This is a genomic window from Terrabacter sp. NPDC080008 (assembly GCF_040702505.1).
Lineage (GTDB): Bacteria > Actinomycetota > Actinomycetes > Actinomycetales > Dermatophilaceae > Terrabacter.
Genome location: NZ_JBFBLC010000001.1, coordinates 168,947 through 193,969, shown reverse-complemented (window position 1 = coordinate 193,969; position 25,023 = coordinate 168,947). Strand labels below are relative to the sequence as shown.

At 72.7% G+C, this 25,023-nt stretch carries 23 protein-coding genes; 14 read left to right on the top strand and 9 right to left on the bottom strand.

Going from position 1 to position 25,023, the window contains the following annotated elements:
- Positions 1-7 precede the first annotated feature (7 nt).
- The 5 genes from AB0316_RS00915 to AB0316_RS00895 all read left to right on the top strand — a co-directional run bounded on the left by AB0316_RS00915 (position 8) and on the right by AB0316_RS00895 (position 3,985).
- On the top strand, positions 8-1,015 hold the full coding sequence (locus AB0316_RS00915; RefSeq protein ID WP_366269651.1) for an ABC transporter ATP-binding protein: 1,008 nt from the start codon (positions 8-10) through the stop codon (positions 1,013-1,015).
- The gene (locus tag AB0316_RS00910; RefSeq protein ID WP_366269649.1) at positions 1,012-1,758 is read left to right on the top strand and encodes an ABC transporter permease; all 747 of its coding nucleotides are present in this window, start codon (positions 1,012-1,014) and stop codon (positions 1,756-1,758) included. Before AB0316_RS00915 ends, AB0316_RS00910 begins: the two co-directional genes overlap by 4 nt.
- Positions 1,755-2,879 carry a sensor histidine kinase gene (locus AB0316_RS00905; RefSeq protein WP_366269648.1) on the top strand — a complete coding sequence of 375 codons (1,125 nt, stop codon included), beginning with the start codon at positions 1,755-1,757 and terminating at the stop codon, positions 2,877-2,879. Before AB0316_RS00910 ends, AB0316_RS00905 begins: the two co-directional genes overlap by 4 nt.
- Positions 2,876-3,490 (top strand): response regulator transcription factor, encoded by a 615-nt coding sequence (locus AB0316_RS00900; RefSeq protein WP_366269646.1) that lies wholly within the window; start codon positions 2,876-2,878, stop codon positions 3,488-3,490. The genes AB0316_RS00905 and AB0316_RS00900 overlap by 4 nt, the downstream gene beginning before the upstream one ends.
- 129 nt (positions 3,491-3,619) lie before the next feature.
- On the top strand, positions 3,620-3,985 hold the full coding sequence (locus tag AB0316_RS00895) for a YciI family protein (RefSeq protein WP_366269645.1): 366 nt from the start codon (positions 3,620-3,622) through the stop codon (positions 3,983-3,985).
- An 84-nt stretch (positions 3,986-4,069) separates the two neighbouring features.
- On the opposite strand, the gene AB0316_RS00890 is transcribed toward AB0316_RS00895, so the two are convergent.
- Positions 4,070-4,762 carry a DUF308 domain-containing protein gene (locus AB0316_RS00890; protein ID WP_366269643.1) on the bottom strand — a complete coding sequence of 231 codons (693 nt, stop codon included), beginning with the start codon at positions 4,760-4,762 and terminating at the stop codon, positions 4,070-4,072.
- Between the two features lie 309 nt (positions 4,763-5,071).
- On the opposite strand from AB0316_RS00890, the gene AB0316_RS00885 reads away from it, so the two are divergent.
- From AB0316_RS00885 to AB0316_RS00850, 8 genes are all read left to right on the top strand, one after another.
- A complete protein-coding gene (locus AB0316_RS00885) occupies positions 5,072-6,301 on the top strand; it encodes an ATP-grasp domain-containing protein (protein WP_366269641.1) in 1,230 nt (409 codons plus the stop codon).
- A gap of 12 nt (positions 6,302-6,313) precedes the next feature.
- A complete protein-coding gene (locus tag AB0316_RS00880; protein WP_366269640.1) occupies positions 6,314-7,285 on the top strand; it encodes a hypothetical protein in 972 nt (323 codons plus the stop codon).
- Positions 7,282-8,433 carry an alpha/beta hydrolase-fold protein gene (locus AB0316_RS00875; RefSeq protein ID WP_366269639.1) on the top strand — a complete coding sequence of 384 codons (1,152 nt, stop codon included), beginning with the start codon at positions 7,282-7,284 and terminating at the stop codon, positions 8,431-8,433. Before AB0316_RS00880 ends, AB0316_RS00875 begins: the two co-directional genes overlap by 4 nt.
- Positions 8,434-8,457: 24 nt before the next feature.
- Positions 8,458-9,186 carry an alpha/beta hydrolase-fold protein gene (locus AB0316_RS00870; RefSeq protein WP_366269637.1) on the top strand — a complete coding sequence of 243 codons (729 nt, stop codon included), beginning with the start codon at positions 8,458-8,460 and terminating at the stop codon, positions 9,184-9,186.
- 56 nt (positions 9,187-9,242) lie between these two features.
- Complete coding sequence (locus AB0316_RS00865) at positions 9,243-11,645, top strand: excinuclease ABC subunit UvrA (protein ID WP_366269635.1); 2,403 nt, start codon at positions 9,243-9,245, stop codon at positions 11,643-11,645.
- A gap of 5 nt (positions 11,646-11,650) precedes the next feature.
- Entirely contained in the window at positions 11,651-12,856 is a 1,206-nt protein-coding gene (locus tag AB0316_RS00860; protein WP_366269634.1) for a Gfo/Idh/MocA family oxidoreductase, read from the top strand.
- Between the two features lie 239 nt (positions 12,857-13,095).
- Positions 13,096-14,994, top strand: a complete 1,899-nt coding sequence (locus AB0316_RS00855) for an ABC transporter substrate-binding protein (RefSeq protein WP_366269632.1) — start codon at positions 13,096-13,098, stop codon at positions 14,992-14,994.
- 79 nt (positions 14,995-15,073) lie between these two features.
- Complete coding sequence (locus AB0316_RS00850; protein WP_366269631.1) at positions 15,074-15,421, top strand: DUF2200 domain-containing protein; 348 nt, start codon at positions 15,074-15,076, stop codon at positions 15,419-15,421.
- A 16-nt stretch (positions 15,422-15,437) separates the two neighbouring features.
- Here the strand turns inward: AB0316_RS00850 and AB0316_RS00845 are convergent, their stop codons facing one another.
- Together AB0316_RS00845 and AB0316_RS00840 are read right to left on the bottom strand one after the other, a co-directional pair.
- On the bottom strand, positions 15,438-16,640 hold the full coding sequence (locus AB0316_RS00845; protein WP_366269629.1) for a DUF4236 domain-containing protein: 1,203 nt from the start codon (positions 16,638-16,640) through the stop codon (positions 15,438-15,440).
- Positions 16,641-16,706: 66 nt separating this feature from the next.
- Positions 16,707-18,257, bottom strand: a complete 1,551-nt coding sequence (locus AB0316_RS00840; protein ID WP_366269627.1) for an HNH endonuclease family protein — start codon at positions 18,255-18,257, stop codon at positions 16,707-16,709.
- A 221-nt stretch (positions 18,258-18,478) separates the two neighbouring features.
- On the opposite strand from AB0316_RS00840, the gene AB0316_RS00835 reads away from it, so the two are divergent.
- Positions 18,479-19,387, top strand: a complete 909-nt coding sequence (locus tag AB0316_RS00835) for an alkaline phosphatase family protein (RefSeq protein WP_366269625.1) — start codon at positions 18,479-18,481, stop codon at positions 19,385-19,387.
- Between the two features lie 13 nt (positions 19,388-19,400).
- On the opposite strand, the gene AB0316_RS00830 is transcribed toward AB0316_RS00835, so the two are convergent.
- From AB0316_RS00830 to AB0316_RS00805, 6 genes are all read right to left on the bottom strand, one after another.
- Positions 19,401-20,015, bottom strand: a complete 615-nt coding sequence (locus tag AB0316_RS00830) for a YdeI/OmpD-associated family protein (protein WP_366269623.1) — start codon at positions 20,013-20,015, stop codon at positions 19,401-19,403.
- A 48-nt stretch (positions 20,016-20,063) separates the two neighbouring features.
- On the bottom strand, positions 20,064-20,714 hold the full coding sequence (locus AB0316_RS00825) for a ribonuclease H (protein ID WP_366269621.1): 651 nt from the start codon (positions 20,712-20,714) through the stop codon (positions 20,064-20,066).
- Between the two features lie 122 nt (positions 20,715-20,836).
- Complete coding sequence (locus AB0316_RS00820; protein ID WP_366269619.1) at positions 20,837-21,424, bottom strand: DUF6529 family protein; 588 nt, start codon at positions 21,422-21,424, stop codon at positions 20,837-20,839.
- A gap of 68 nt (positions 21,425-21,492) precedes the next feature.
- Positions 21,493-21,966, bottom strand: a complete 474-nt coding sequence (locus tag AB0316_RS00815) for a nucleoside deaminase (protein WP_366269618.1) — start codon at positions 21,964-21,966, stop codon at positions 21,493-21,495.
- Positions 21,963-23,393 carry a cytosine permease gene (locus tag AB0316_RS00810; RefSeq protein WP_366269616.1) on the bottom strand — a complete coding sequence of 477 codons (1,431 nt, stop codon included), beginning with the start codon at positions 23,391-23,393 and terminating at the stop codon, positions 21,963-21,965. Before AB0316_RS00810 ends, AB0316_RS00815 begins: the two co-directional genes overlap by 4 nt.
- Positions 23,394-23,501: 108 nt before the next feature.
- The gene (locus AB0316_RS00805) at positions 23,502-24,851 is read right to left on the bottom strand and encodes a cytochrome P450 (protein WP_366269614.1); all 1,350 of its coding nucleotides are present in this window, start codon (positions 24,849-24,851) and stop codon (positions 23,502-23,504) included.
- Between the last annotated feature and the right edge of the window lie 172 nt (positions 24,852-25,023).

Sequence of the window (25,023 nt, the reverse complement as noted above, 5' to 3'; positions counted from 1 at the left end):
TTGCACCATGACCAACACCCCTCTCTCGGCCGCCGGCACCTCGGGGGCGCCGGCGGTCGAGCTGCGCTCGCTCGTCAAGACCTTCCCGGGCCGCCGCGGCTCGCGCGACGCGACCGTCCGCGCCGTCGACGGCGTCGACCTGCGCATCGAGCCCGGCGAGGTCGTCGCCTTCCTCGGCCCCAACGGCGCCGGCAAGACGACGACGCTCGACGTCGTGCTCGGGCTGACCACGCCCACGAGCGGCACCGCCGAGGTCTTCGGCCGCGCACCGCGCGAGGCCGTCGTCTCGGGCCTCGTCTCGGCCGTCCTGCAGACCGGCGGCCTGCTGCGCGACCTGACGGTCCGCGAGACCGTCCGCATGATCGCGAGCACGTATGCCGTCCACACCCCGGTCGACGAGGTGATGGAGCGCGCGGGGCTGGGCCCGCTCGCCGATCGGCGCGTCTCGAAGTGCTCCGGCGGTGAGCAGCAGCGGCTGCGCTTCGCCCTCGCGCTGCTGCCGGACCCGCGGCTGCTCGTCCTCGACGAGCCGACGGCCGGGATGGACGTCACGGCGCGTCGCGACTTCTGGGACGCGATGCACGCCGACGCGAGCGCCGGGCGCACCGTCGTCTTCGCGACGCACTACCTCGAGGAGGCCGACTCCTTCGCCGACCGGATCGTCCTGGTCGCCGGCGGCAAGGTCGTCGCCGACGGGACGACGGCGCAGATCCGCGCGCGGGCCAGCGGCCGGATCGTCTCCGCGACGCTGCCGCAGCTGCGGGCCGCCGAGCTCGTGGCACAGCTGCGGACCCTGCCCGGGGTCGGCTCCGTCGAGGAGCGCGGGGCCCGCGTGGTCGTCGCCGCGAGCGACTCCGACGCCGTCGCCCGCTTCGTCCTCGGCGCGGGCGGCTGCGACCTCGAGATCGCAACCGCCGGCCTCGAGGAGGCCTTCATGACCCTCACCACCGAGGCGATCGGCGCCGCCGCCACGGTCGCCCCCACCGCCACGACCGACAAGGAGCTCGTCGGATGAACGCCACCTTCGTCCTGCTCGACCTGCGCCGCATCACGCGCAACTGGAGCGCCATGTTCTTCACCGCGGTGCTGCCGACCTTCTTTTACCTGATCTTCGGCGCGACGGTCGACGCCAAGGGCGCCGAGATCGGCAACGGCAACGTCGCGATGTACGTCATGATCACGATGGCCGCCTACGGCGCCGTGCTGGCCGCGACGAGCGTCAGCGCCAACGCCGCCGTCGAGCGCGTCCAGGGCTGGGGCCGCCAGCTCGGGCTCACGCCGCTCGCCGACTCGGCCTTCATCACCGGCAAGGCGCTCGTGGCCATGACGGTCGCCGCAGTGCCCGTCGCCCTGACGTACGCGCTCGGCGTGGCCACCGGGGCCCGGGGCTCCGCGTCGGCGTGGGGCCTCAGTGCCCTGCTCGCCCTCGCCGGCTCGTCCGTCTTCGCGGTCTACGGTCTCCTCGTGGGAACGGCCTTCCAGTCCGAGGCGGCCGCGGGCGCCGCGTCCGGCTCGATCGTGGTCTTCGCCTTCCTCGGCAACCTCTTCGTCCCGCTCTCGGGTGGCCTGCTCGCCTTCGCGAAGTTCACGCCGCTCTACGGCTACGCGGCCCTGGCCCGCTACCCGCTCACCGAGGGCTGGCTGACCGACGGCTCGCGCGACCCGCTGTGGCTGCCGATCGTCAACGTCGTGGCCTGGACGCTCGTCTTCGGCGCGCTCGCCACCTACTTCGTGCGCCGCGGCCGGGAGCGCCAGTGACCGACGCGTGCACCGACGGGCGACCGGGTCCTGCAGGGGCCCGGTCGCCGGCCCGCAACCCGTGGGAGCGCTGGGGCTGGGTGGTCCGCGGGGTCTGGCTCGTCTTCCTGATCTTCCCGGTACTCTCGCTCGTCACCGAGCCGCACCCGCTCTGGCAGACGGTGCTCGGCCTGGTGCTCGTGGCCGTCTTCGCCGTCGCCTACGTGCGCGGCTCGCAGAACCTCGAGCGGATGCGACGGGGGCGGGGCGCGACGAGGTGGGCGGTCGCCTACCTCGTCCTGCTCGTCGGCTGCATGGTCGGCACGGCCCCGATCATCGGCGGCGGCTGCCTGAGCTTCCTGCCCTTCGTCGTGGCCTTCGCGATGTTCGCGCTGCCCCTGCCTTGGGCGATGACGGTCGGCATCGCCGCCACCCTCGCCGCGGGCGCAGCAGCAGTCGTCTCCAACCCCGACGAGGGGGTGTGGAGCGTGGCGATCATCGTCTTCGCCGTCGGTGTCATGACCGGCGGCGTACGGCTCGTCTCCGACCGCGGCGAGGACTACGAGCGGATGGAGCGCGACCTCGCCATCGTCGAGGAGCGCGAGCGGGTGGCCCGCGACGTCCACGACGTGCTCGGGCACTCGCTCACCGTCGTGACCGTCAAGGCCGAGCTCGCCGAACGCCTCGTCGACCTCGACCCGGCGCGGGCCAAGGCCGAGCTCCTCGAGATCCAGGCGCTCAGCCGCCAGGCGCTCGCCGAGATCCGGGCCACCGTCGGCGGGCTGCGGGTGGCCCGGCTCGGCGACGAGCTCACTTCCGCCCGGGCGGCGCTCGCCGGCGCCGGCATCGAGGCGCACGTCCCCGACGACCCGAGCGCCGTCGACCCGCGCCACCGCACCGTGCTGGCCTGGGTGCTGCGCGAGGCCACGACCAACGTCGTGCGCCACAGCGACGCCGACGAGTGCTGGGTCGAGCTGGCACCGAACCGCCTGACGGTGCGCGACGACGGACGCGGCGTCGACGGGCGACCCGAGGGCAACGGCATACGCGGTCTGCGTGAGAGAGTCGGGGCCGCGGGCGGCCGGCTCACGATCGCCACCGGCCCCCAGGGCCACGGGACCGTGCTGGAGGTGACGCTGTGAGCGAGACGATCAAGGTGCTGCTCGCCGACGACCAGGCACTCGTGCGCGGCGCGCTCGCCGCGCTGCTCGCGCTCGAGCCCGACCTCGAGGTCGTCGCCGAGGTGGGTCGCGGCGACGAGGTCGTCGACGCGGCACGTCAGTCCGGGGCCGACGTGTGCCTGCTCGACATCGAGATGCCCGGGGCCGACGGCATCGCCGCCGCTGCAGCAGTGCGTGCGGCCCTGCCCGGTGTGCGCAGCCTCGTCGTGACGACGTTCGGCCGTCCCGGCTACCTGCGCCGCGCACTCGAGGCCGGCGCGTCCGGCTTCGTCGTCAAGGACACCCCGGCCCGGCAGCTGGCCGAGGCGGTGCGCCGGGTGCACGCGGGCCTGCGGGTCGTCGACCCCTCCCTGGCCACGGAGTCGCTCGTCGACGGCGCGAACCCGCTGACCGAGCGCGAGCAGGAGGTCCTGCGCGTGGCGCTCGGCGGTGGCACGGTCGCGGCCATCGCCGCCGTCGTGCACCTCTCGCCCGGCACGGTGCGCAACCACCTCAGCTCGGCCATCGGCAAGACCGGCACGTCCACCCGGGCCGGCGCTGCCCGCGTCGCGCAGGAGCGCGGCTGGCTCTGAGCCGTCGGTCCGGTCACGCCCGGGGCGCCGTGTCGAAACCGGGCGGCGCCGTTCGACGTCGTGGTGAAGGCTGGGACCGACCCGGCCGACCACCAGCCGGCACCACGCATACGACCCAAGGAGAGACGCATGCGCTTCCTCATGATCCACAAGCTCGACGAGTCCCGCCCCGAGGCCTGGAACCCCAGCCCCGAGTTCCAGGCGGCGATGGGCGAGCTCATGGGTGAGTACGCCGAGTCGGGCGTGCTGCTCGCGGCCGAGGGCGTCACGCAGAGCAAGGACGGCGCGATGGTGCGCAAGACCGACGGCGGCGGTGTCACCGTCACCGACGGGCCGTTCACCGAGGCCCGCGAGGTCATCGGCGGCTTCGCCCTCGTCAACGTCGACAGCCGTGAGCAGGCGCTCGAGCTCGCCGAGCGGTTCGCCTCGCTGTTCGACGAGGTGTCGGTCGAGGTGCGCCGCGTCGCCGAGTTCGAGGACCTGCCGCAGGGCTGACCGCCGCACCCGCAGCCCGGAAGGTCGCACCCCCGCAGAGGGGGTGCGACCTTCCTTGCTCCCGCCGTATGCCGTCCGGCGCGGTCAGGCGGCTGCCGGCGCCTTGACGGCCCGCCGGACCACGAACACCGTGACCAGCTCGGCCACCCCGATGACGATGAGCAGGATCCCCGCGAGCCGCGTCAGCACGACGAGCGTGGCACCGGGCCAGACGGCCACGACGATGCCGGCGACGATCGAGATGGCCCCGAAGATGAAGAGGAAGACCCGCGAGCCCGTCGACCGGCCCGAGGCGAAGCCGTGGACGAGCGCCGCGACACCCTCGGCGATCCAGCCGGCGGCGATGAGGATCGCGATGACGACCAGCGAGGTGCCGGGCCGGAACAGGCAGATGATGCCCGCGATGATCGACAGGATGCCGAGCGCGACGGAGACCGGTCGCACCCAGCCGGGGTCGTGCGGCAGGTCGCCGGTCACCGACAGGCGCACGGCGCCGGCCGCGATCAGCTGCAGCCCGAAGATGAGGGCCACGACGAGCAGGGTCGCCTTGGGCCACACGAGCACGAGGACGCCGAGGACCACCGAGACGATCCCGATGGCCACGATCGCTCCCGACCACCGCGCGGGCGGCCCGGAGCTGCCGGTGGACCAGGCGCCGGCCTGAGCGGCGGCGGCGTCGCGGCGGGTCTGCGGCGCCCCGGGGGCGGGTCCGGAGACCGGCTCGTCGGCGCGGTGCCCCGGGTCGGGGGTCGGTGCGTTGGGGACGGGGGTCGACATGAGCTCCTCCTGAGGGGTGAGGGTCTCGCCCGTGGTGCGGCTCCTCCAGTGTCGCGCCGCCACACGCCTGCCGCGGGCTTTTCCGGCGGCCGGCCACACGGCATACGCCCCGAGCCCGTATGCCGTGTGGCCGTGTCCGTGGTGCCGGTTCGCTGGGTGCCGTCAGGCCGTGGCGGGTGCGCCTTCAGTGTCGCGCCGGCCTCGGGCGGGACGCCACCCTCTGTCCAGCGTTGCCCCGGCGGCACGTGGACGGCTGCGTCGCTGTGTCTTCCGTGGCGGGGTCCCCGAGGGACAGATAGCGTCGGCGTCGTGAACATCATCTTCGTGGAGCCGTCGTTCCCGGCGAACCAGCGCCGCTTCGTGCACGCGCTCGCCGCGGTGGGGGCGAACGTCTACGGGATCGGTGAGACCGAAGAGGGCCACCTCGACGACGAGGTGCTGGGGGCGCTGCGCGGCTACTACCGCGTCGGTAACGTCACCGACGTCGACCAGATGACGCAGGCCGTGCGCTACTTCCAGGACAAGGTGTGGATCGACGCGCTCGAGGCGGTCGTCGAGTCGCACACGATGACTGCGGCGCAGGTGCGCGAGGCGTGCGGCATCCCGGGCACGAGCGTGCGCACGACGTGGCTGTGCCGCGACAAGCCGTCGATGAAGGAGGCGCTGCGGGCTGCCGGCGTGCCGACCGCCGCCAGCGCCGCGATCGAGTCGGCGGCCGAGGCGCGCGACTTCGCTGCGCGCGAGGGCTATCCGCTGATCCTCAAGCCGCGCGCGGGCGCCGGCGCGCAGGGCACGGTCCGCGTCGACAACGACACCGAGCTCGAGCAGGCGCTGCAGGCGTACGGCCGCGAGGGCGCCACGTCGATCGCCATCGAGGAGTTCGTGGAGGGCCACGAGGGCTTCTACGACACGATCACCCTCGGCGGGCGGGTCGTTCACGACTGGGCCACGCACTACTACCCCAACGTCCTCGAGGCGATGCGCCACCGCTGGATCTCGCCGCAGTTCGTCACGACCAACCGCATCGACGAGCCGGGCAACGCCTTCTACGCCGAGGTGCGTGAGCTCGGGCAGCGGGTCATCGAGGCGCTCGGCATCGAGACGTCGGCCACGCACATGGAGTGGTTCTACGGACCGAAGGGGCTGCGCTTCAGCGAGATCGGCTGCCGCCCGCCGGGTGTCGGCGCGTGGGACCTCTACTCCGCGGCCAACGAGGTCGACGTCTACCGCGAGTGGGCGCACGTCATCACGCACCGCGCGCCCGAGCAGCAGATGAGGCGGACGTATGCCGCCGGCATCGTCGCGCTGCGCCCCGACCGGGACGGGACGATCACCGGCTACACCGGCATCGACGAGATCCAGGCCCGCTACGGCGAGTGGGTGATCGACGGCCACTTTCCGCCGGTCGGGCACGGCACGCAGGCGGTCGAGGCCGGCTACATGGCCAACGCGTGGGTGCGGGTGCGCCACCCCGACTTCGACACGACCCGCGCGATGCTCGACGACATCGGCCGCACCGTCCGCGTCCACGCGGGCTGACGCGGCCGCCTGATGTCCGTGATGTCGACGATCCTGCTCGGCCCGCAGCGCTTCACGACGACCGTGGGCGCCGTCGTGCGCGGCCTCGGCGTGTCCGGGCGCATCGCCATGGTCAACGCCGGCTGGGAGGAGCGCGAGTCCGACGACGCCGAGCTCGCCGGCCACCTCGACGGCCGGGGCGTCAACCTCGCCCTGCACCACCGGATGACCGACGTGCTCGCCAAGGACGAGCAGGTCGCGACCGCGGTCCGCGAGTTCCGCGAGGGCGTGGACGAGCTGCGCGCCTTCTACGGCATCCGGCTGCAGAGTGCGATCGACGCCGTCGAGGCCGTCGCGCACCGCACGTCGCTGCACGACGTGCGGCCGTGGGCCGAGGAGGCCGCCATCCAGTCCGTTCGCGACGTCGACAAGTGGTATGCCGCGGCGGTCGCCGAGCGGCACGCCGCCCTCCGCGCCGCGACGTCACCGGAGGTCAGCGGCATCGTCGGCTGGCACCGCGGCGAGGTCGGCGCCGTCCTGGCCGAGTGCGAGGCGGTCGTCCTGGCCGGCGGCAACGTGCGCGTCCTCCTCGAGACGCTCCGCCTCTTCGACGTCTCGCTGCGGCCGGAGCAGACGGTCGTCGCCTGGTCGGCCGGGGCGATGGCGCTGACCGACCAGGTCGTCCTCTTCCACGACTTCGCCCCGCACGGGGTCACCGCCGCCGAGCTGCACGACCGGGGCCTCGGCCGGCTGCGGGGCGTCATCGCGCTGCCGCATGCCAAGCGGCGCCTCCGGCTCGACGACCACGAGCGGATGGCGCTCCTCGCGCGCCGGTTCGCCGGGCACGAGCTGCTCCTGCTCGACGACGGCGCGGTGGTGCGCTTCGAGGGGGTGGACGGCACACGCGAGGGTGCGGACGGCATACGGCAAGGTGCGTCCAGCATCCCGGCGGGCGCGCGGGTCATCGACGCGAACGGTCACGTCTGCGTGGTGGAGGCGGCATGAGCCCGGTCGAGCGGCTCGCGGTCAACCGGCTGCGCGCCCAGCAGCCACTCGACGGGCCGGCGATCGACCGGTTCCTCGAGCGCTTCGGCAGCCCCATCATCGAGGGCGAGCGGGCGACGTTCCTCTACCGCGGCGACGTCGACGAGGTGTGGGTGCGCCACCGGGTCGTCGGCCTGCCGGATCCATTGCCGCTGAAGCGGATCGGCGAGTCCGACCTGTGGGCCGTGACCACGGTGCTGCCGGAGGGGTCGCGGGTCGAGTACCAGATCGAGATCCGCAAGGGCGAGCAGTACGAGCGGTTCAACGACCCGCTCAACCCGCGTCTCGCGCACAGCCCGATGGGCTCGTCGTCGGTGTGCGCGGCCGTCGGCTACCGCGTGCCGGACTGGGTGGCCCACGACCCGGAGGCCCGCGAGGGCACCCTCGTCGAGGAGACGGTCCGCAGCCGGGCGCTGCGCCGTGACCAGCCGGTGACGATCTACCTGCCGGCCCGCTTCAACCGGGCGCAGCGCTACCCGCTGCTGATCGTCCACGACGGCGGCGACTACCTCGCGTTCGCGGCGATGAAGACGGTCCTCGACAACCTCATCCACCGCCTCGACGTCGACCCGCTCGTCGCCGTCTTCGTCTCCCCGCGCGACCGGCTCAAGGAGTACCCCAACCACGCGCCGCACGCCCGGTTCATCGCCCGCGAGCTCGTGCCGCTGCTGAACGAGCGGCTGCCGCTCATCGACGCTCCGGAGGCGCGGTGCCTGATGGGCAGCTCGTTCGGCGGCATCGCGGCGCTGTCGGTCGCGGTGCGCTATCCCGGGCTCTTCGGCTCGCTGCTGCTGCAGTCGGCGTCGCTCATCTTCACCGACATCGGCTTCGACCATGGCGGCGGCCCAGCCTTCGACCCGGTCGTGAAGTTCGTCAACCGCTACCGCGCGAAGCCCACCGCCGTCGTCGACCGCATCTACATGTCGTGCGGGGTCTACGAGCCGCTCATCACGCCGAACCGGTCGATGGTGCCCGTCTTCCGCCACACCGGGATGAAGGTGCGCTACGTCGAGGCGCGCGACGGCCACAACTGGGAGGACTGGCGCGACCGCCTCGGCGACGCCCTCTCGTGGCTCTTCCCCGGTCCGCAGAAGTTCGTCTACGAGTAGATCCAGCAGACAGGAGCAACCCGCATGAAGGTGACCGACCGGTGGTACTCCGACCGTCTGGGCCAGGACCTCAGCGTCGCGCGGTGGGGCAGCTACGGCTCGCCGGTGCTGCTCTTCCCGACCGCCGGCGGTGACGCGGAGGAGGTCGAGCGCCACCAGATGATCGCCCACCTCGAGCCGCTCATCGCGGCCGGCCGGGCCAAGGTCTACTCGGTCGACAGCATCGCCGGCCGGGCGCTCGCCGAGCGGCGCGGCAGCGCCGACTACCGTCTCGCCCTCTTCAACGCCTTCCACGAGGCGATCGCCCGCGAGGTCATCCCGGCGATCCACTCCGACCTCGGCGGCCAGCAGCTGCCGGTGACGGTCGCCGGCGCGTCGATCGGCGCCTTCAACGCCCTCGCGATCACCTGCCGCTACCCCGAGCTCGTGCAGTCGGCCGTCTGCATGAGCGGGACGTACGCGATCGAGCAGTTCATCGGCGGCCACGTCAACGACGACCTCTACTTCAGCTCGCCGCTGCGCTTCCTGCCCGGCCTCGAGGGGCCGACGCTCGACCTGCTGCGCCAGCGGATGATCGTGTTGGCCTCCGGCAGCGGCCGCTGGGAGGACGTCGGCGAGTCCTGGGCGGTCGCCGAGGTGCTCGGCCGCAAGGGCATCCCCAACCGCGTCGACGACTGGGGCACGTCCTACGACCACGACTGGCCGACGTGGTGGGCGATGCTGCCGCTCTACCTCGACGACCTGCTGCCCTGAGCGTGAGGCGCCCGTAATCGCGTGCGCAGCCGGGTCGCCGACCGTAGCGTTGCCGCATGGCCGACACCATGACCAGCCCGGGGATCGCCTCGTCGACCCAGTCGTATGCCGTCCCGGCCGACCGCCACGACGTGATCCGGGTGCAGGGTGCCCGCGAGAACAACCTGCGTGACGTCACCGTCGAGCTGCCCAAGCGGCGGCTGACCGTCTTCACCGGGGTCTCGGGGTCGGGCAAGAGCTCTCTCGTCTTCGCCACGATCGCGGCCGAGTCGCAGCGGCTCATCAACGAGACGTACAGCGCGTTCGTCCAGGGCTTCATGCCCTCGCTGGCGCGGCCCGACGTCGACCTGCTCGAGGGACTGACGACGGCGATCATCGTCGACCAGGAGCGGATGGGCGCCAACCCGCGCTCGACCGTCGGCACCGCGACCGATGCGAACGCGATGCTCCGCATCCTCTTCAGCCGCCTCGGGCAGCCGCACATCGGCCCGCCCACCGCGTTCGCCTTCAACGTGCCGACGCGGGTGGCGAGCGGGGTCATGAAGACAGACCGCGGCAGCCACACGGAGACCTCGGTGGTGCGCGAGGCGGTCTACCAGGGCGGCATGTGCCCGCGGTGCGAGGGCATGGGGTCGGTCAACGACTTCGATCTCACCGCGATCTACGACGAGACGAAGTCGCTGTCGGAGGGCGGGCTGCTGGTTCCGGGCTACAGCATGGACGGGTGGTACGGCCGGATCTTCGCCGGCGCGGGCCTGCCGATGGACAAGCCGATCGGGAAGTTCACCGCGAAGCAGCGCGAGAAGCTGCTCTACGGCCAGCCCGAGCGCATCAAGGTCGAGGGCGTCAACCTCACCTACGAGGGCGTGCTGAGCAAGATCCAGAAGTCGATGCTGTCGAAGGACCTCGACGCCATGCAGCCGCACGTGCGCCGGTTCGTCGAGCGCGCCGTCACCTTCACGACCTGCCCCGAGTGCGGCGGCACCCGCCTGTCGAAGGAGGCGCTGAGCTCGAAGATCAAGGGCAAGAACATCGCCGAGCTGTGCTCGATGCAGATCACCGACCTCGCCGAGTGGCTGCGCGGGATGCACGAGCCCTCGGTGGCGCCGTTGCTCAAGGGGCTGCAGCACCTGCTCGACTCGTTCGACGAGATCGGCCTCGGCTACCTCTCGCTCGACCGGCCGGCCGGCACGCTCTCCGGCGGGGAGGCCCAGCGCACCAAGATGATCCGCCATCTCGGCTCCTCTCTCACCGACGTGACCTACGTCTTCGACGAGCCGAGCATCGGCCTGCACCCGCACGACATCGAGCGGATGAACCGGCTGCTGGTCCAGCTGCGCGACAAGGGCAACACTGTCCTCGTCGTCGAGCACAAGCCGGAGATGATCGCGATCGCCGACCACGTCGTCGACCTCGGCCCGGGCGCCGGCAGTGGCGGCGGCCAGGTCGTCTACGAGGGGAGCGTCGATGGGCTGCGGGCCAGCGACACCGTCACCGGCCACCACCTCGACGACCGGGTCAGCCTCAAGGACACCGTCCGCGAGCCGAAGGGCGCCCTGAAGATCCGGGGCGCGAGCACCCACAACCTGCGCGACGTCGACGTCGATCTCCCGCTCGGCGTCCTCTGCGTCGTCACCGGGGTCGCCGGCTCGGGCAAGAGCTCGCTCGTGCACGGCTCGGTCGAGGGCCGCGACGGCGTGGTCGTCGTCGACCAGGGCGCCATCCGGGGGTCACGCCGCAGCAACCCGGCGACCTACACCGGCCTGCTCGAGCCGATCCGCAAGGCCTTCGCCAAGGCCAACGGCGTCAAGCCCGCCCTCTTCAGCTCCAACTCCGAGGGCGCCTGCCCCGCGTGCAACGGCGCCGGCGTCATCTACACCGAGCTCGGCGTCATGGCGACCGTCGAGTCGACGTGCGAGGAGTGCGAGGGCCGGCGCTTCCAGGCCGCGGTCCTCGACTACACGCTCGGCGGCCGCAACATCGCCGACGTCCTCGACCTCTCGGTGTCCGAGGCACTGGAGTTCTTCGCCGACGGCGAGGCGAAGACCCCGGCCGCGCACAAGATCCTCGAGCGCCTCGCCGACGTCGGCCTCGGCTACCTCACGCTCGGCCAGCCGCTCACGACCCTCTCCGGCGGCGAGCGCCAGCGGCTCAAGCTCGCCGCGCAGATGGCGGAGAAGGCCGAGGTCTACGTCCTCGACGAGCCGACCGTCGGGCTGCACCTCGCGGACGTCGCGAACCTGCTCGCCCTGCTCGACCGCCTCGTCGACTCGGGCCGCTCGGTCGTCGTCATCGAGCACCACCAGGCGGTCATGGCGCACGCCGACTGGATCATCGACCTCGGCCCGGGCGCCGGCCACGACGGCGGCCGGATCGTCTTCGAGGGCACCCCGTCCGACCTCGTCGCCGACCGCTCGACGCTCACCGGTCAGCACCTCGCGGCCTATGTGGGAGCCTGACCCGCGTGACTGAACCCCTCGACCCGCAGGGTGACCTGCGCATCGCCATCGTGGGCTTCGGCCTGCGTGCCAGCCTCGCCCGCTACGCCCACCGCCCCGGCGAGGGCAGCCGGGTCACGGTCGTCTGCGACTCCGCCGAGCGGGGCCGAGCCGACGCCGCCGAGCGCATCGAGGGCGTACGCCTCGTCGACGGTCTCGACGAGCTGCTCGGTCCCGACGTGCGGGCCGAGTTCGACGCGGTACTCGTCCTGACCCCCGACCACGTGCACGCCGAGCACGCCGTGCGGACGCTGGAGGCCGGCATACCGACGTTCGTCGAGAAGCCGCTCGCGACGACGCTCGCCGACGCCGACCGCATCCTCGAGGCCGCGCACCGCACGCGAACGCGGCTCTACGTCGGGCACAACATGAGGCACATGCCGGTGGTCCGCGCGATGCGCGACGTCATCCAGGCCGGCACGATCGGCGAGGTCAAGGCCGTCTGGTGCCGGCACTTCGTCTCCGCCGGCGGCGACTACTACTTCAAGGACTGGCACGCCGACCGGCGCAACACGACAGGGCTATTGCTGCAGAAGGGCGCCCACGACCTCGACGTCATCCACTGGCTCGCCGGCGCCTACACGCGGCGGGTGAGCGCGGTCGGCGCGCTCGCGGTGTACGGCGACATCGACGACCACCGCGACAACTCCGACCGGCGGATGGCCGACTGGTACTCCCTCGACAACTGGCCGCCCACCGAGCAGCGCGAGCTCAACCCGGTTGTCGACGTCGAGGACCTCTCGATGGCCAACCTCGTGCTGGAGGACGGCGTGCTCGCCTCCTACCAGCAGTGCCACTTCACGCCGGACTACTGGCGCAGCTACACCGTCATCGGCACCAAGGGGCGTCTCGAGAACTTCGGCGACGGCCCGGGCGCGAAGGTCAAGGTGTGGACGCGCCGCACCGACAGCTATCGCGACGACGCCGACGAGGTCATCGAGATCCCGCCGGCCGACACGCTCGGGCACGGCGGCGCCGACCCGCTGTTGATCGCCGAGTTCGTCCGCTTCGCCCGCGAGGGTGGCGTCACCGACACCTCCCCGGTCGCGGCCCGCGAGGCCGTGGCGGCGGGTGCCTCGGCGACGGTGTCGCTGCGCACCGGCGGCCACCCGGTCGACGTGGCCGCGCTCGACCCCGAGCTCGTCGCCTGGTTCGAGGGCGGGCAGGCCTGAGCAGGCCGCGCCTCACCGCATTCGATGTATTCCGCGATCACCGGCGGTCGCGGAATACATCGACCCGGGTGAAGGGGCCGCGTCACGCGTGACCGGCGCCTCAGGTGGCGGCGGCTAGACTGCGAGGCACGGGCAGGGGTGCTCCGGTTCGCAGTGGTGCGCGTGGACACCTCTGTCGCTGCACCCGTGACCACAGCCCCCGCGTTCGCGCCGACCGCCGGGCAGCCCGAAGGAAGCCCATGCGTCGACGTCCGGTCCGCCTGCTCGCGGTGGCGACGCTCGGCGTGCTCGCTTTGGGCGCGACCGCCTGCACCGCGGACCCGGCGCCGATGACGCCGACCGGCGGCACCAGCCCCCGGGAGACGCCCGCGGCGGTGACCACGACGACGGCGCCGCCGAAGCCGCTGGTCGTCGACGCGGTCTTCGACCACACGAGCCTCGACCCGACCCAGCAGTTCAACCGCAGCGGGTCGATGCTCTCGCACGCGCTCTACGAGACGCTGACGAGCCTCGACCCGGGCGACCCGACGAAGGTCGAGCCCGGACTCGCCGACTACACGATCTCGCCCGAGGGGCGCTGGCTCACCTTCCGGCTGCGCAAGGGCGTCCACTTCTCCGACGGCACGCCGATGACGACCGACGACGTGCTCTTCACGATCGAGCGCGCCAAGGGCCTCGGCGGACCGGTCGCCTCGCTGCTCGGCCAGGTCTCGACCGTGAAGGTCGACGAGCGCACCTTCACGCTCAGCTCCCCGTCGGCGAACTTCGCCCTGCCCGCGATCCTGGCCAACCCGGCGTTCGGCATCCTCAACAGCACGGTGGTCAAGGCCAACGGCGGCACCATCGGCCCTGATGACACGGCGACCGGCTACCTGTCCACGCACTCGGCGGGCTCGGGCCCCTACGTCCTCGACGGCGTGCGCGGCAGCTCCGAGGTGCGCCTGGCGCCCAATCCGCACTGGACCGGCACGCGGCCGAAGTTCCCCGAGTTGCTCGTGCGCAACGTCGCCCCCCAGCAGCAGCTCGCCGACATCACGTCGGGTCGCGCGGACGTCGCCCTCGACCTCTCCCCGTCGCAGGCGAGCGAGGTCGCCCGGGCCGGGGTCGACCCCACCGCGAGCCCCTCGGCGACGGCCGGCCCCGACGCGGCGCCGGCCCCCGAGATGCCCGCGGTGACGGTGAAGACGATGCGGTCGAGCACCCTCGTCTACCTGGCGCTGAGCCGGACCAAGGCCGTCAACGCCTGGACCTCGAACCCCGACTTCGTCGATGCCGTGCGCCTCGGCCTCGACCGCGTGTCCCTCGCCGACTCCGCGCCGGGGTCCGAGCCCGCGGCCGGCCTCGTCCCCGCCGGCATCGTCGGCGCGCTCAAGGACGTCGTGCCGCAACCGACGCCGAGCGGCACCACCACAGCGGGCGGCCCCACCGCCTCGACCGGCACGCCGACCCCCACGGTCAGCACGCCGAGCACCCCGACCACGTCGAGCACGCCCGGCGGCCCGGTGACGTCGGCGACCGGGCCCGCCGGGGGACCGAGCGCGGTCGTCACCACTGGGGCGGACGGCATACCCACTCCCGTCGTGACGCTGCCCCTCGTCCCGCCGCGCCACCTCGCGGCCGCCCGGGCGGCGCTGAAGCGCTCCGGCTACGCCGGCCAGCCGATCCCGCTGACGTATGCCGCCGACCTGCCGATCCAGGGCATCCCGCGGACCGCTCTCGCGACGGCCGTGCGTGACCAGCTCGCCGAGGTGGGGGTCAAGGTGAAGCTCAACCCGGCGCCGGCGCGCGATGCGCTCGCGGCCTACCGCGAGGGGCGCACCGCGTTCGGGCTCTGGAGCTGGAGCCCGGACTACCTCGACCCGGAGAACTACCTCGCGTTCGGGCCCGGCGAGCTGCTCGGGTCGCGTGCCGGCTGGCGCCGCGGCACCGACCCGGCCCTCGACGACCTGACCGAGGCCGCGAGCGCGTCGGTCGGCGACGACCGGGCGGCCGCGTATGCCGCGTGGCAGCTCGCGATGAACGCGCGCAGCCCGTTCGTCCCGCTGCTCCAGCCGGCGACGCGCGTCGCCAGCGGGGCGCGAGTCGAGGCGGCGCCGGGCAACCCGGTCTGGACGCTCGACCTGGCCCGCATCCACTGACCGCGGGGCCGGCACGGGCCCTCGGGCCTCGGCCGGCGTGCGGGCCAACCGGTGGCCGCTCGTCGCTATGGTGGGCGAGATGAGCCGCATCTTCACCACGTCCTTCGCGTCGGTGTATCCGGCGTACCTCGCCAAGGTCGAGCGGAAGGGCCGCACGAAGGCCGAGCTCGACGAGGTCATCGAGTGGCTGACCGGCTTCTCCGAGGCCGAGCTGCAGCACCACCTCGACGCAGGGACCACGTTCGAGGACTTCTTCGCCGACGCCGAGTTGAACTCCAACGTCGCGCTCATCACCGGCAAGGTGTGCGGCGTGCGCGTCGAGGAGGTCGAGGACCCGCTGATGCGCAAGATCCGCTACCTCGACAAGCTGGTCGACGAGCTCGCGAAGGGCCGGCCGATGGTCAAGGTCCTGCGGGCCGAGGCCTGAGTCGGACCCCTGGCGGTCAGCTGTCCTCGTCGACGGGCTGCGACCAGGCGCCGAGGAGTGCTGCGGCCGGCGAGTTCGCTTCCACCGCAAGGGCCACGACCTCCCGGGTGCTGCCCTTGCGGCTCATCTGCGCGTCTTCGGCCTCCATCGCCACGGCGAGCGGGTCGATCGTGGCCCAGTCGAGGTGGGCGAGGTGGTCGCGACGCAGGGTGCCGGCGTAGACGGGCTCGACGTCGCCCATGCCGTCGGGGCGCACGACGAGCACGCGGGCCTCGGTGGCCGCCACCGCCACGGCGAGTGCCTCCTTGGCGGTGGCGAGCACGGTCGAGGCGATGGAGGTGGCATAGAGCGCGTTGCGGTCGGTCTTGGTCCGCTTGCGCAGCGTCGGCTTCCCGCCGGGTGTGCGGTCGGCGCGGTGCTCCGGCATGAGCTCGAGGCCAGCGTAGGTGACGACAGCGGTGACGTAGCGGGCGCCCGTCTCGGCCACGGTGCCGGCGTCGACGCAGGTGGAGTCGCTGGCGTTGTCGGCGAACGCGTCGTCGACGGCTTCGATGACGGTGTGCTGGTCGTGGTCGCAGAGCGCCTGCCAGTGCAGGTCCAGCTGCGACTGCTCCCACTGCACGCCGACGAGGTCGCCGGTGTGCCGCCGCTCGGCCTCGACGGGCGCCTGCTGCCCGGCCCACTCCTTGGCCTGTCGGCGCTGGGCGAGTCTCCAGAGCGGCACCGACGTGGTCGCGGTGCGGTAGAGCTCGCGCCGGACCGCCTCGATCTCGGCGCGACCCGGTGCGGGCGGAGGGGTGAGGACCTGCCGGGCGGAGTCCGCGAAGGCCGCCTGGTGGAGCGTGGTCAGCGAGTTCTCGAGGGCGGCGACACCGGCCACCTCCTGCGCTCGCTCGGCGGCGCGCGCCTGCGCCTGCAGCTGCGCGACGGTGGGCTGCCGAGTGCGTGCGACCGGGGTGCTGCTCGACGGCGTGGACGACCAGGAGGACTGCGCCGACGACTGGCGGGACCGCGTGGACGGCCCGGAGGGCGCGCGGCGCCTCCCACTGCCGCCCAAAGTCGTGGACAACGTGACCGGGCCCGCACCGGTGGAGATGCGGGTGCGACCCGCGCCGACGTGCGCGCGGGCTGCCCGCGGACCGACACTCGCGCGTATGCCCCGGCTCGAGGCCCGGACGCGCACGCCGGGCGCGATCCGGAAGGAGACACCGAGCCCCATCTATCGGTCCTTCCCGGGTGCGGGCAGCCGCCGACCCTGCTCGTCCATGCCGCTCAACGGTCTATCTCAGGCCGAGCGCCAGCGGGCCCGGATGTCGCCGGACTTGAAGGTGCAGCGCATCAGGGTGCCCTTGACGGTGTAGCCGAGCGCTCCCTGCGGGGCGCAGAAGGCGCCGGGGTGCACTCCCTGGACCGTCGCCGGGCTCGCCGGCTTCGGCGCCGGCTTGGGTGCCGGCGGGGGAGCGGGCGCCGGCTTGGGAGCGGGCTTCGACGTGGGTTTCGGCGCCGGCGGGGCCGCCGGCGAGGGGGACGTCTTGGGGGTCGGAACGGCATACAGCGGAGCACCACCCAGCTTCGCGACCGTCGCGGTCGGAGGGGTGGTGGTGGCACAGGTGCTCAGCACCCGCACCATCGCGGCGCGCTCCGCCGAGGTTACGGAGAGGTGGTACTTCGCTTTCACCGCGACCTGCCGCGCCACGTAGGAGCAGCGGTATGCCGTGTTGCGGGGGAGCCAGGTCGCCGCGTCGCCGCTGCCCTTGGCGGCGTTCGCGGACCCAGACACCGCAAGGAGATTGAGCGTGTCGTTGGCGAACGCGGTGCGTTCGGACTGCGGCCAGCCGGCGGCGCCCTTGACCCAGGCGTCCGCGAGCGCGACGACGTGGTCGATCTGGACCGCGGAGGCCCCTGCCGTCCGTGAGAAGGAGATGGTGGCTGCGGTGTAGGGGTCGGTCAGCGTGCCGGTCATCACGGCACAGCCATTGGTGCCGGCCTTGAGCGTGACGGCGCGCAGGTCGCGGCGCAAGGTGTCGTTGCGCTGGTCGCAGCCGTTCCGGTCGGTGTCGGTCCAGGCCGGACCGAAGGCCGCGCGCGAGTAGCCGGTCATCGGGCCGCGGCCCTTGACGACGAGTGTGCCCACGAGCGCCAGCGCGGTCCCGGGATGCGCGGCACTGACCGCCTCGAGCTCGGGGTCCGGCGCGGTGGCGCTGGTCGTGGTGGTGGCGCCGGTCGGGCTGGGAGCCACAGTCGTGGTGCTCGTCGAGTCCGCGGACGGCGCCATCGGCGACGGGTCGGGCGCCCGGCTCGCCGGCGCGCCGCTCTGGTCTGCGGACGTGGAGGCGGAGACGGGTGCCGTGGCCGGGCTCAGGGCCGAGCCGACCGAGACGGCGACGACGGCCGCGACGAGCGCGATGGCTCCGGCCGCGCGCCCCGGGAGGTGCGCCCAGCGGACGTGACCGCGGACCAGCGCCACGAGCGCGACGACGAACGCGAACACCCCCGCGAAGCCGATGACGCCGCCGAGGCCCGAGGTCAGCCCGAGCAGCGCGCACCCCGCGAAGCCGCCCCAGCCCCACCACGGGGCGGTGCGCGAGCCGGCGGACCCGCGCGTCGGGGTGTCGGCGACGACGGGAGCCGCACTGCCGTAAGCCAACCCAGACATCGAGCCGCCCGGCACGGCGGGGAAGCCCGCTGCTCCAGTGGTCTGGTCGGGCAGGTTCGTCCAGAACTGCCACCCCGGCGGTGCCGGCGGCCACGACGGATCGGGTCGCCAGCCCTTCGGTGGCACCCAACCGGGGTCGGGAGCGGGCCAGCCCGGAGGTGGGTTGAACGCAGCAGCCATGTGTAGTCAGCAGTCCCTGGGTGGATCGTGGCGGACACGGATCGCCGCCTTCGGCACCGTATCCACTGATTTGGCCCCCGTCCTCGAATCGAGAAACCCCGGGGCCGCCGAAGGCAGACTCCCGTCGCGACCGCGTCGAGCCGGCGCAGCAGACCCCAGCTCACGCTCACGGACGGCAGGTACTGTCGACCGGGCAGCCCGTCTCGGGCGGAGGAGGACTCGTGTCACACAGATGGGCCGCAGTGGCCGGCCCGGCCGTTGCCGCCGGGCTCTCCGTCCTTGCCGGCTGCGGCACACCAGCGCCGTCCGCGCCTGCCCCGCCGGTCACCTTCGCCACGGTGCAGCCGGCCACCGTGACCAAGCTGCTGGTGTTCGTCGTAGAGAACCACTCGCTGGACCAGATGCGCGCCGAGATGCCCTACGTGGCGGCGCTGGGCAAGCAGTACGCGCTCGCGATGAGCTATCGGGCGGTGGCCCACCCCTCGCTGCCCAACTACCTCGCGATGACCGGCGGCAGCACGCACGGCGTCACCGACGACGACCCGCCCTCGAGCCACACGACCAACGCGCCGTCGGTGTTCGGGCAAGCGCTGTCGAAGGGCAGGACGGCGAAGGTCTACGCCGAGGCGATGCCCGGCAACTGCGCCCTCGAGAGCTCGGACCAGTACGCCGTCAAGCACAACCCGTGGGCCTACCACCTGGGCGAGCGCTCCTCGTGCAACCAGTTTGACGTGCCGGCCACGCAGCTGGGCAAGGACGTCACCAACGCCGCACTGCCGAACGCCGGCATGGTGGTCCCCGACCTGTGCAACGACGCCCACAACTGCGACCTCTCGGTCGCCGACCAGTGGCTCCGGACCCAGGTCGGCAAGGTCATGACCGGCCCTGACTGGCGCAGCGGGCACCTCGCGATCGTGGTGACCGCCGACGAGGACGACGACCACCAGGACAACCTCGTCCTCACCGTCGTGGCCCACCCGTCACTGCACGGCGCCGTGGTCACCACACCCCTGACCCACTACTCGCTCGCGCGCCTCTACAGCGAGGTCCTCGGGGCCAAGCCGCTCGCCGAGGCAGCCACCGCTCCCTCCATGGCCACAGCCTTCGGCCTGCATCTCGCCGGCTCCTGACGCGCGCGTCGGGCTAGGCGTCGCGCGGCTCCTGCTGCGCCCTGGTGCCGTTCGGATGGATGGTCTCTCCCCGGGCGAGCATCGCGACGAGCTGCTCGATGCGTCGGCTCCGCGTGTCGGCACGCTTGGCCGTCTCGACGCGGTAGAGCACGGCGTAGCGGTTGCGCCCGTTGAGGCTCTCGAACATCTCCCGGGCGGCAGGGTCGGCGTCGAGTGCCGCGGCGAGATCGCTCGGCACCTCGATGCTCGCCTGTCCCGCGTATGCCGCGTCCCACCGACCGTCGGCCCTGGCCCGTTCCACTGCGGCGAGTCCCGACGCCGCCATGCGCCCCTCCGCGATGAGCCGCTCGGCGATCGCGACGTTGCGCTTGGACCACCCGCTGCGCGCCGTGCGCGGGGTGAAGCGCTGCCGATAGCTGTATGCGTCGCCACCGCGCAGCTGCCCGTCGATCCACCCGTGGCACAGCGCTTCCTCGAGCGCCTCGTCGTAGGTGAGGCTCGTCGGCTCGGAAGCGCCCTTCTTGGCCAGCGTCAGCCACACGCCGCGCTCGTCACCGTCGTGCTCGGAGAGCCAGGCGCGCCAGGCGGCCCGGTCGGCCAGCGTCAGCGTGGGCAGATCGTCACTCACGCGTCCAACCCTCGCATGCACCGCCGACGCCGGCAGGGTTGCGCGCCGTCAGTCCTTGCCGAGGCTGGCGGCCACGGCGAGCTGGTCGACGAGGTCGTTCATCTCGTGGCCCGAGTGGCCCTTGACCCACTGGAACGCGACGTCGCCGCGCTCCTGGACGGCGAGCACGAGCGGCTCCCACAGGTCACGGTTGGCAACCGGTTTCTTCGCGGAGGTGGTCCAGCCGCGCTTGAGCCAGCCGTCCCACCACTTGTCGCGGAAGCAGTTGACAACATACGTCGAGTCGCTCACGACGACGAGCGGACCGGGGATCGCGGTGACGGCCTCGAGCGCGGCACGGATCTCCATCCGCTGGTTCGTGCTGGGGCGCTCCGAGCCCGACGCGAAGCGGTCGTGGTCGATCGCCCAGGCCCAGCCGCCGGGGCCGGGGTTCCCGGAGCACGCGCCGTCGGTGTAGACGAACGTCGCGCCGTCGGGAGCGACCATCGCTGGCTTCGGCGCGCGCACCGTGCCCGCCGCCTTGGCCCGCGGCGTCTTCGACGGTGCCGACGTCTGCGTGGCCAGGCCAGGCAGCGCAAGCTCGCTCCCGCAGTCGACGTGTGCCCAGCCAGTGCCGTTCTTGCCCGCGCCGACGATCTCGTCGCCGACCCGGATGGGGGACTGACAACGCGTACAGCGTCCTGGGAACTTGGCCAGCACGGTTCTCCTCGAGGCTTGGTCGACGCGGCCACCGCGCGGGAGGCGGCCTGCACATGCGGACACCCGATGTGCAGGGGAGAGCGTAGTGACAGCGACGGAGGACCGGTATGCGGCCTGTGGGGTCAGCCGTAGCCGCCCGTGCCGGGCCAGCCGTTGGCGGCGATGTACCAGCCCGCCGAGGTCAGCACGACGGCGACGATGAGGGCGAAGAGCAGGCCGCCGGCCACGGGGAGGAACCACCCCGGTGCACTGTGCGACCGGACCGCCACCACCTTGACCACCACGGCGCCGATCAGGACGCAGCCGAGGACCCCGTGCACGACGGTGCGGGTCGGCACGGATCCGCCGGCGGCGAACGTGCCGGTCTCCAGGCCCAGCGCCCAGAGGCAGTGGTAGGCGACCACGACGATGAGCACGACAGCGACGATCCCGGAGATCCGGTGGGCGGTCCCGGCCCACGAGGGGGCGGCGGCGCCGAGCCTGCCGTAGATCCAGAGCGCCCCGACGAGCTGGAGCACGGCGAGGACCCCGATCACCACGGACAGCACGACCTTCATGTCGATGACCGTGCGGAAGCCGAACGTCGTCGTGCCCGCGAGGGTCGGGTCGTGGACCGTGCCGAACACCCCGACGAGCAGGGCGACGACCGCGCCGGCGACGAACCCGGCCAGGGGGATGGCCAGGGCCCTCGGCGACGTGCTGGTTGCCATTGGATCAGGATGCTCCCGGCCCTGCCCGTCTCGCCGGGGAACGCGCTCGCAACCAGCCGAAGGCGACGTCAGTCGACGCCGATGTCCTCGTTCCACAGGTCGGGGCGCGCCGCGATGAAGTCGGTCATCATCTGCACGCAGTCGGGGTCGTCGAGCAGGACCACTTCGACTCCGGCGTCCTGCGCGAGCCAGTCGTGCCCACCGGTGAAGGTCCGGGACTCGCCGACGACCAGCCGGCTGATGCCGAACTGGCGGATCAGCCCGGAGCAGTACCAGCAGGGCGACAGCGTCGTCACCATCGTCGTGCCGCGGTAGGAGCGCTGCCGGCCGGCCTTGCGGAAGGCGTCCGTCTCGCCGTGGATGGAGGGGTCGTCCTCCTGGACGCGGCGGTTGCGGCCGCGGCCGAGCAGCGTGCCGTCAGCGGCGAAGAGCGCCCCGCCGATCGGGATGCCGCCCTCGGCCAGCCCCGCCCGTGCCTCGGCTAGGGCGACGGCGAGCATCTCGCGGTCGGCGTCGGACCCGGCGGACGGCGTGACGCTCATGCCGTCACCCCCGCGGAGGTGCGGGTGGGCAGCAGACGCCGCAGGACGGCATACAACCCCCCGGCGAGGACGAACCCGACGAGGAAGGTGATGTCACCGACGCCGGGGCTCGCCTGGGGGACGACGCCGGTGTAGAGCGTCTGGTTGGAGAAGAGCCAGATCGAGACGACCATGGCCACGAACATAGCGATGGACCCGGCCCAGTTGACGTAGCGGCGGTCGGTGGCGATCGCGGTCACCTCGGCCCGGGGGTCGCCTCGGCGGAGGAAGCGGTCGGTCAGGACGACGCCGAGCCACGGGCCGATCCAGTAGGCGATGACGAGGAGGAAGTTCTCGTAGTTGGTGCCGGCGTTCGCGAGGCCGAAGAGCGCGAGAACGAGTCCGAGCACGCCGAAGACGATCGCGACGATGGCGCGGGCCCGGTGCGGCGGCAGGTGGATGCCGAGGGCGAGGAACGACATGGCGCCGGAGTAGACGTTGAGCGCGTTGGCCGCGACGGCCCCCAGGGCGATGCAGAGGAGGGTGAGGTCGCCCAGCCAGGTCGGCATGAGCCCGGTGTAGACGCCCGGGTCGACAGCGGCGGTCTTGCCCGCGGCGGTGACCATCGCGGCGCCGGCCGCCTCGAGGAGCACGCACGAGATGGTGATGCCGAGGGCGGCATACAACCCGACGGTCCTGGACCGCGACGTCCGCGGCAGGTAGCGCGTGTAGTCGGATGCGTACGGGTTCCACCCGCAGGCGTAGCCGAACGCCGCAGCGGTCTGGATGAGGAAGGCGCCGGGGACCGGCTTGCCCGCCGCGCCCAGGTCGGCCTTCGAGAAGACGTAGTAGAGGCCGAGGGCGAAGACGACCGCGAGCAGCGGCAGCGCATAGCGCTCGAAGGCGTGGACGAGGTTGTGCCCGAGGAAGGCGATGAGCAGCTGCGCGGCGACCACGACGACCAGGCAGACCCACGTGGGCAGGCCGCCCACGAGGGCGTGCAGGGCGAGGGCGCCGCTGATGCTGTTGACGGCGAACCAGCCGATGCCGGCGACCAGTGCGTTGAGCCCCGCGGGCAGGATGTTGCCGCGGTAGCCGAAACCGGTGCGCGAGAGCACCATCTGCGCCAGGCCGTGCTGCGGGCCCCAGCTCGACAGGACGCCGTGCGTCGCCGAGCCCAGGACCGTGCCAAGGACGATCGCACCCAGCGTCTGGCCGAAGGAGAGGCCGAAGAAGAGCGGCCCGATGATGCCCACGGCGACGGTCGCGAACTCGAGGTTCGGGCTCATCCAGGTCCACAGGAGGTTGATCGGCCTGCCGTGCCGCTCACTCTCGGGAATCTGCTCGATCCCACCCGGCTCGACCGCCAGCGTCTTGGCGCCGTAGTGCTCGGCGGCGATGGGGTTGGCGTCCTCGACGGAGAGGCCCGGCCCCTCGGCTGGTGTCATGGTGACGATGCTCGCGCATCGGCCCGGCCCGCAGGTGTCGGAGGTGTAACGGAACGCTGGGTGGATCCTGAGTGGTGTGCCGCCGGGGCAGGGGGCAGGCGGCCGAGGTCAGGGGCTGAGCGTCACGGGAAGGCGCTCGTAGCCGCGCAGGATGCGGGTGCTCCGGCGCACGGCGCCGCCCTCGACGCGCGCGTCGGGGTAGCGCTCGAAGAGGCTGCGCAGCCCGACCTCGCCCTCCATCCGGGCCAGCGCCGCCCCGAGGCAGAAGTGCCGCCCGCCGGAGAAGGAGAGGTGCTCGCGGGCGTTGGGCCGCTCGACGTCGAACGCGTCGGGCTCGGGGAAGACCCGGGGGTCACGGTTGGCGCCGGCCAGCAGCGCCACCATGACGGAGCCGCGCGGCATCGGGACGCCCGCGACCTCGGTGTCGGCCATGGCCATCCGCCCGGTGAGGAGCACCGGCGGGTCGAGCCGCAGCACCTCGTCGACGGCGTTGGGCCACAGGTCCGGCCGTTCGGCGAGCAGCGCGCGCTGGTCGGAGTTGCCGGCGAGCAGCGTGATGCCGTTGCCGAGGAGGTTCACGGTGGTCTCGAAGCCGGCGGCGAGCACCAGCCCGGCGGTGGATCGCAGCTCGACCTCGGTGAGGCCCACCCCGTCCTCCTGGGCGACGACGAGCTGACTGAGCAGGTCGTCGCCCGGGCATCGACGCAGGTCCTCGAGGTGCTGCCCGAGCCACTGGTCGAACTCGCGCAGCGCGGACTCGACGTGGCGGAAGGTCGTCCAGGGCAGGCCGAGGTCGAGGCTCGGCGCGGCCGCGGCACCCAGCCGGAGCACCTTGTCGCGGTCGCGCGCCGGGATGCCGAGGATCTCCGCGATCACAGTGACCGGGAGCAGGCCGCAGTACGCCGCGACGAGGTCGGTCGGGGTCTTCGGGTCGATGCGGTCGAGGAGCTCGGTGGCGATCTGCTGGGTGCGGCTGCGCAACCTCTCGACCGCCCGGGCGGTGAAGACCCGCGACACGAGCTTGCGGTAGCGGGTGTGGTCCGGGGGCTCGGTGACGAGCAGGGAGGGCGGGGTGAGGGGGCCGAGCGGCGCGTCCTCCATGGCCCACGCCTGCAGGCGCGCCAGGGTGCCTTGCCCGTCGGCGCGGAAGCGGGCGCCGGCGTCCGGGTTGGACAGCAGGGCCCGCACGGCAGCGTGGTCGGCCGTGACCGAGGCGAACTTGCCGCGGTAGAAGGGGGTGTGGGCGCGCAGCTCGCTCAGCACCGGCTCGAGCGCCTCCCGCCCACCGGACTGGCTGGCCACGAACATCCGGCCGTGGAGGTCGCCCTGCTCGGCGGCTCGTCGCAGCGCGGTGCGCGGCAGGGCGTGGCCCAGCGACCAGCGCAGGGCGGCGCGGGCCATCGGCGTGGGGGTGGGCTGGATCAGGCTGACCTCCCTGGGGCGGGACCGTGCCCCCATCTTGCCTCTCGTTGGATGGGTTGGGCTTGGCGTACGCGTGTGGCGTCGTTGTTGCTCAGCGGCGCCGGGTCAGCTGCGTGGGTCAGCTGCGTGGGTCAGCTGTGGGGCCAGGGGCGGTCGTCGAGAATCTCCAGGTCGGTGTTGAACCGGCGCAGCATCGCCACGAACGCGT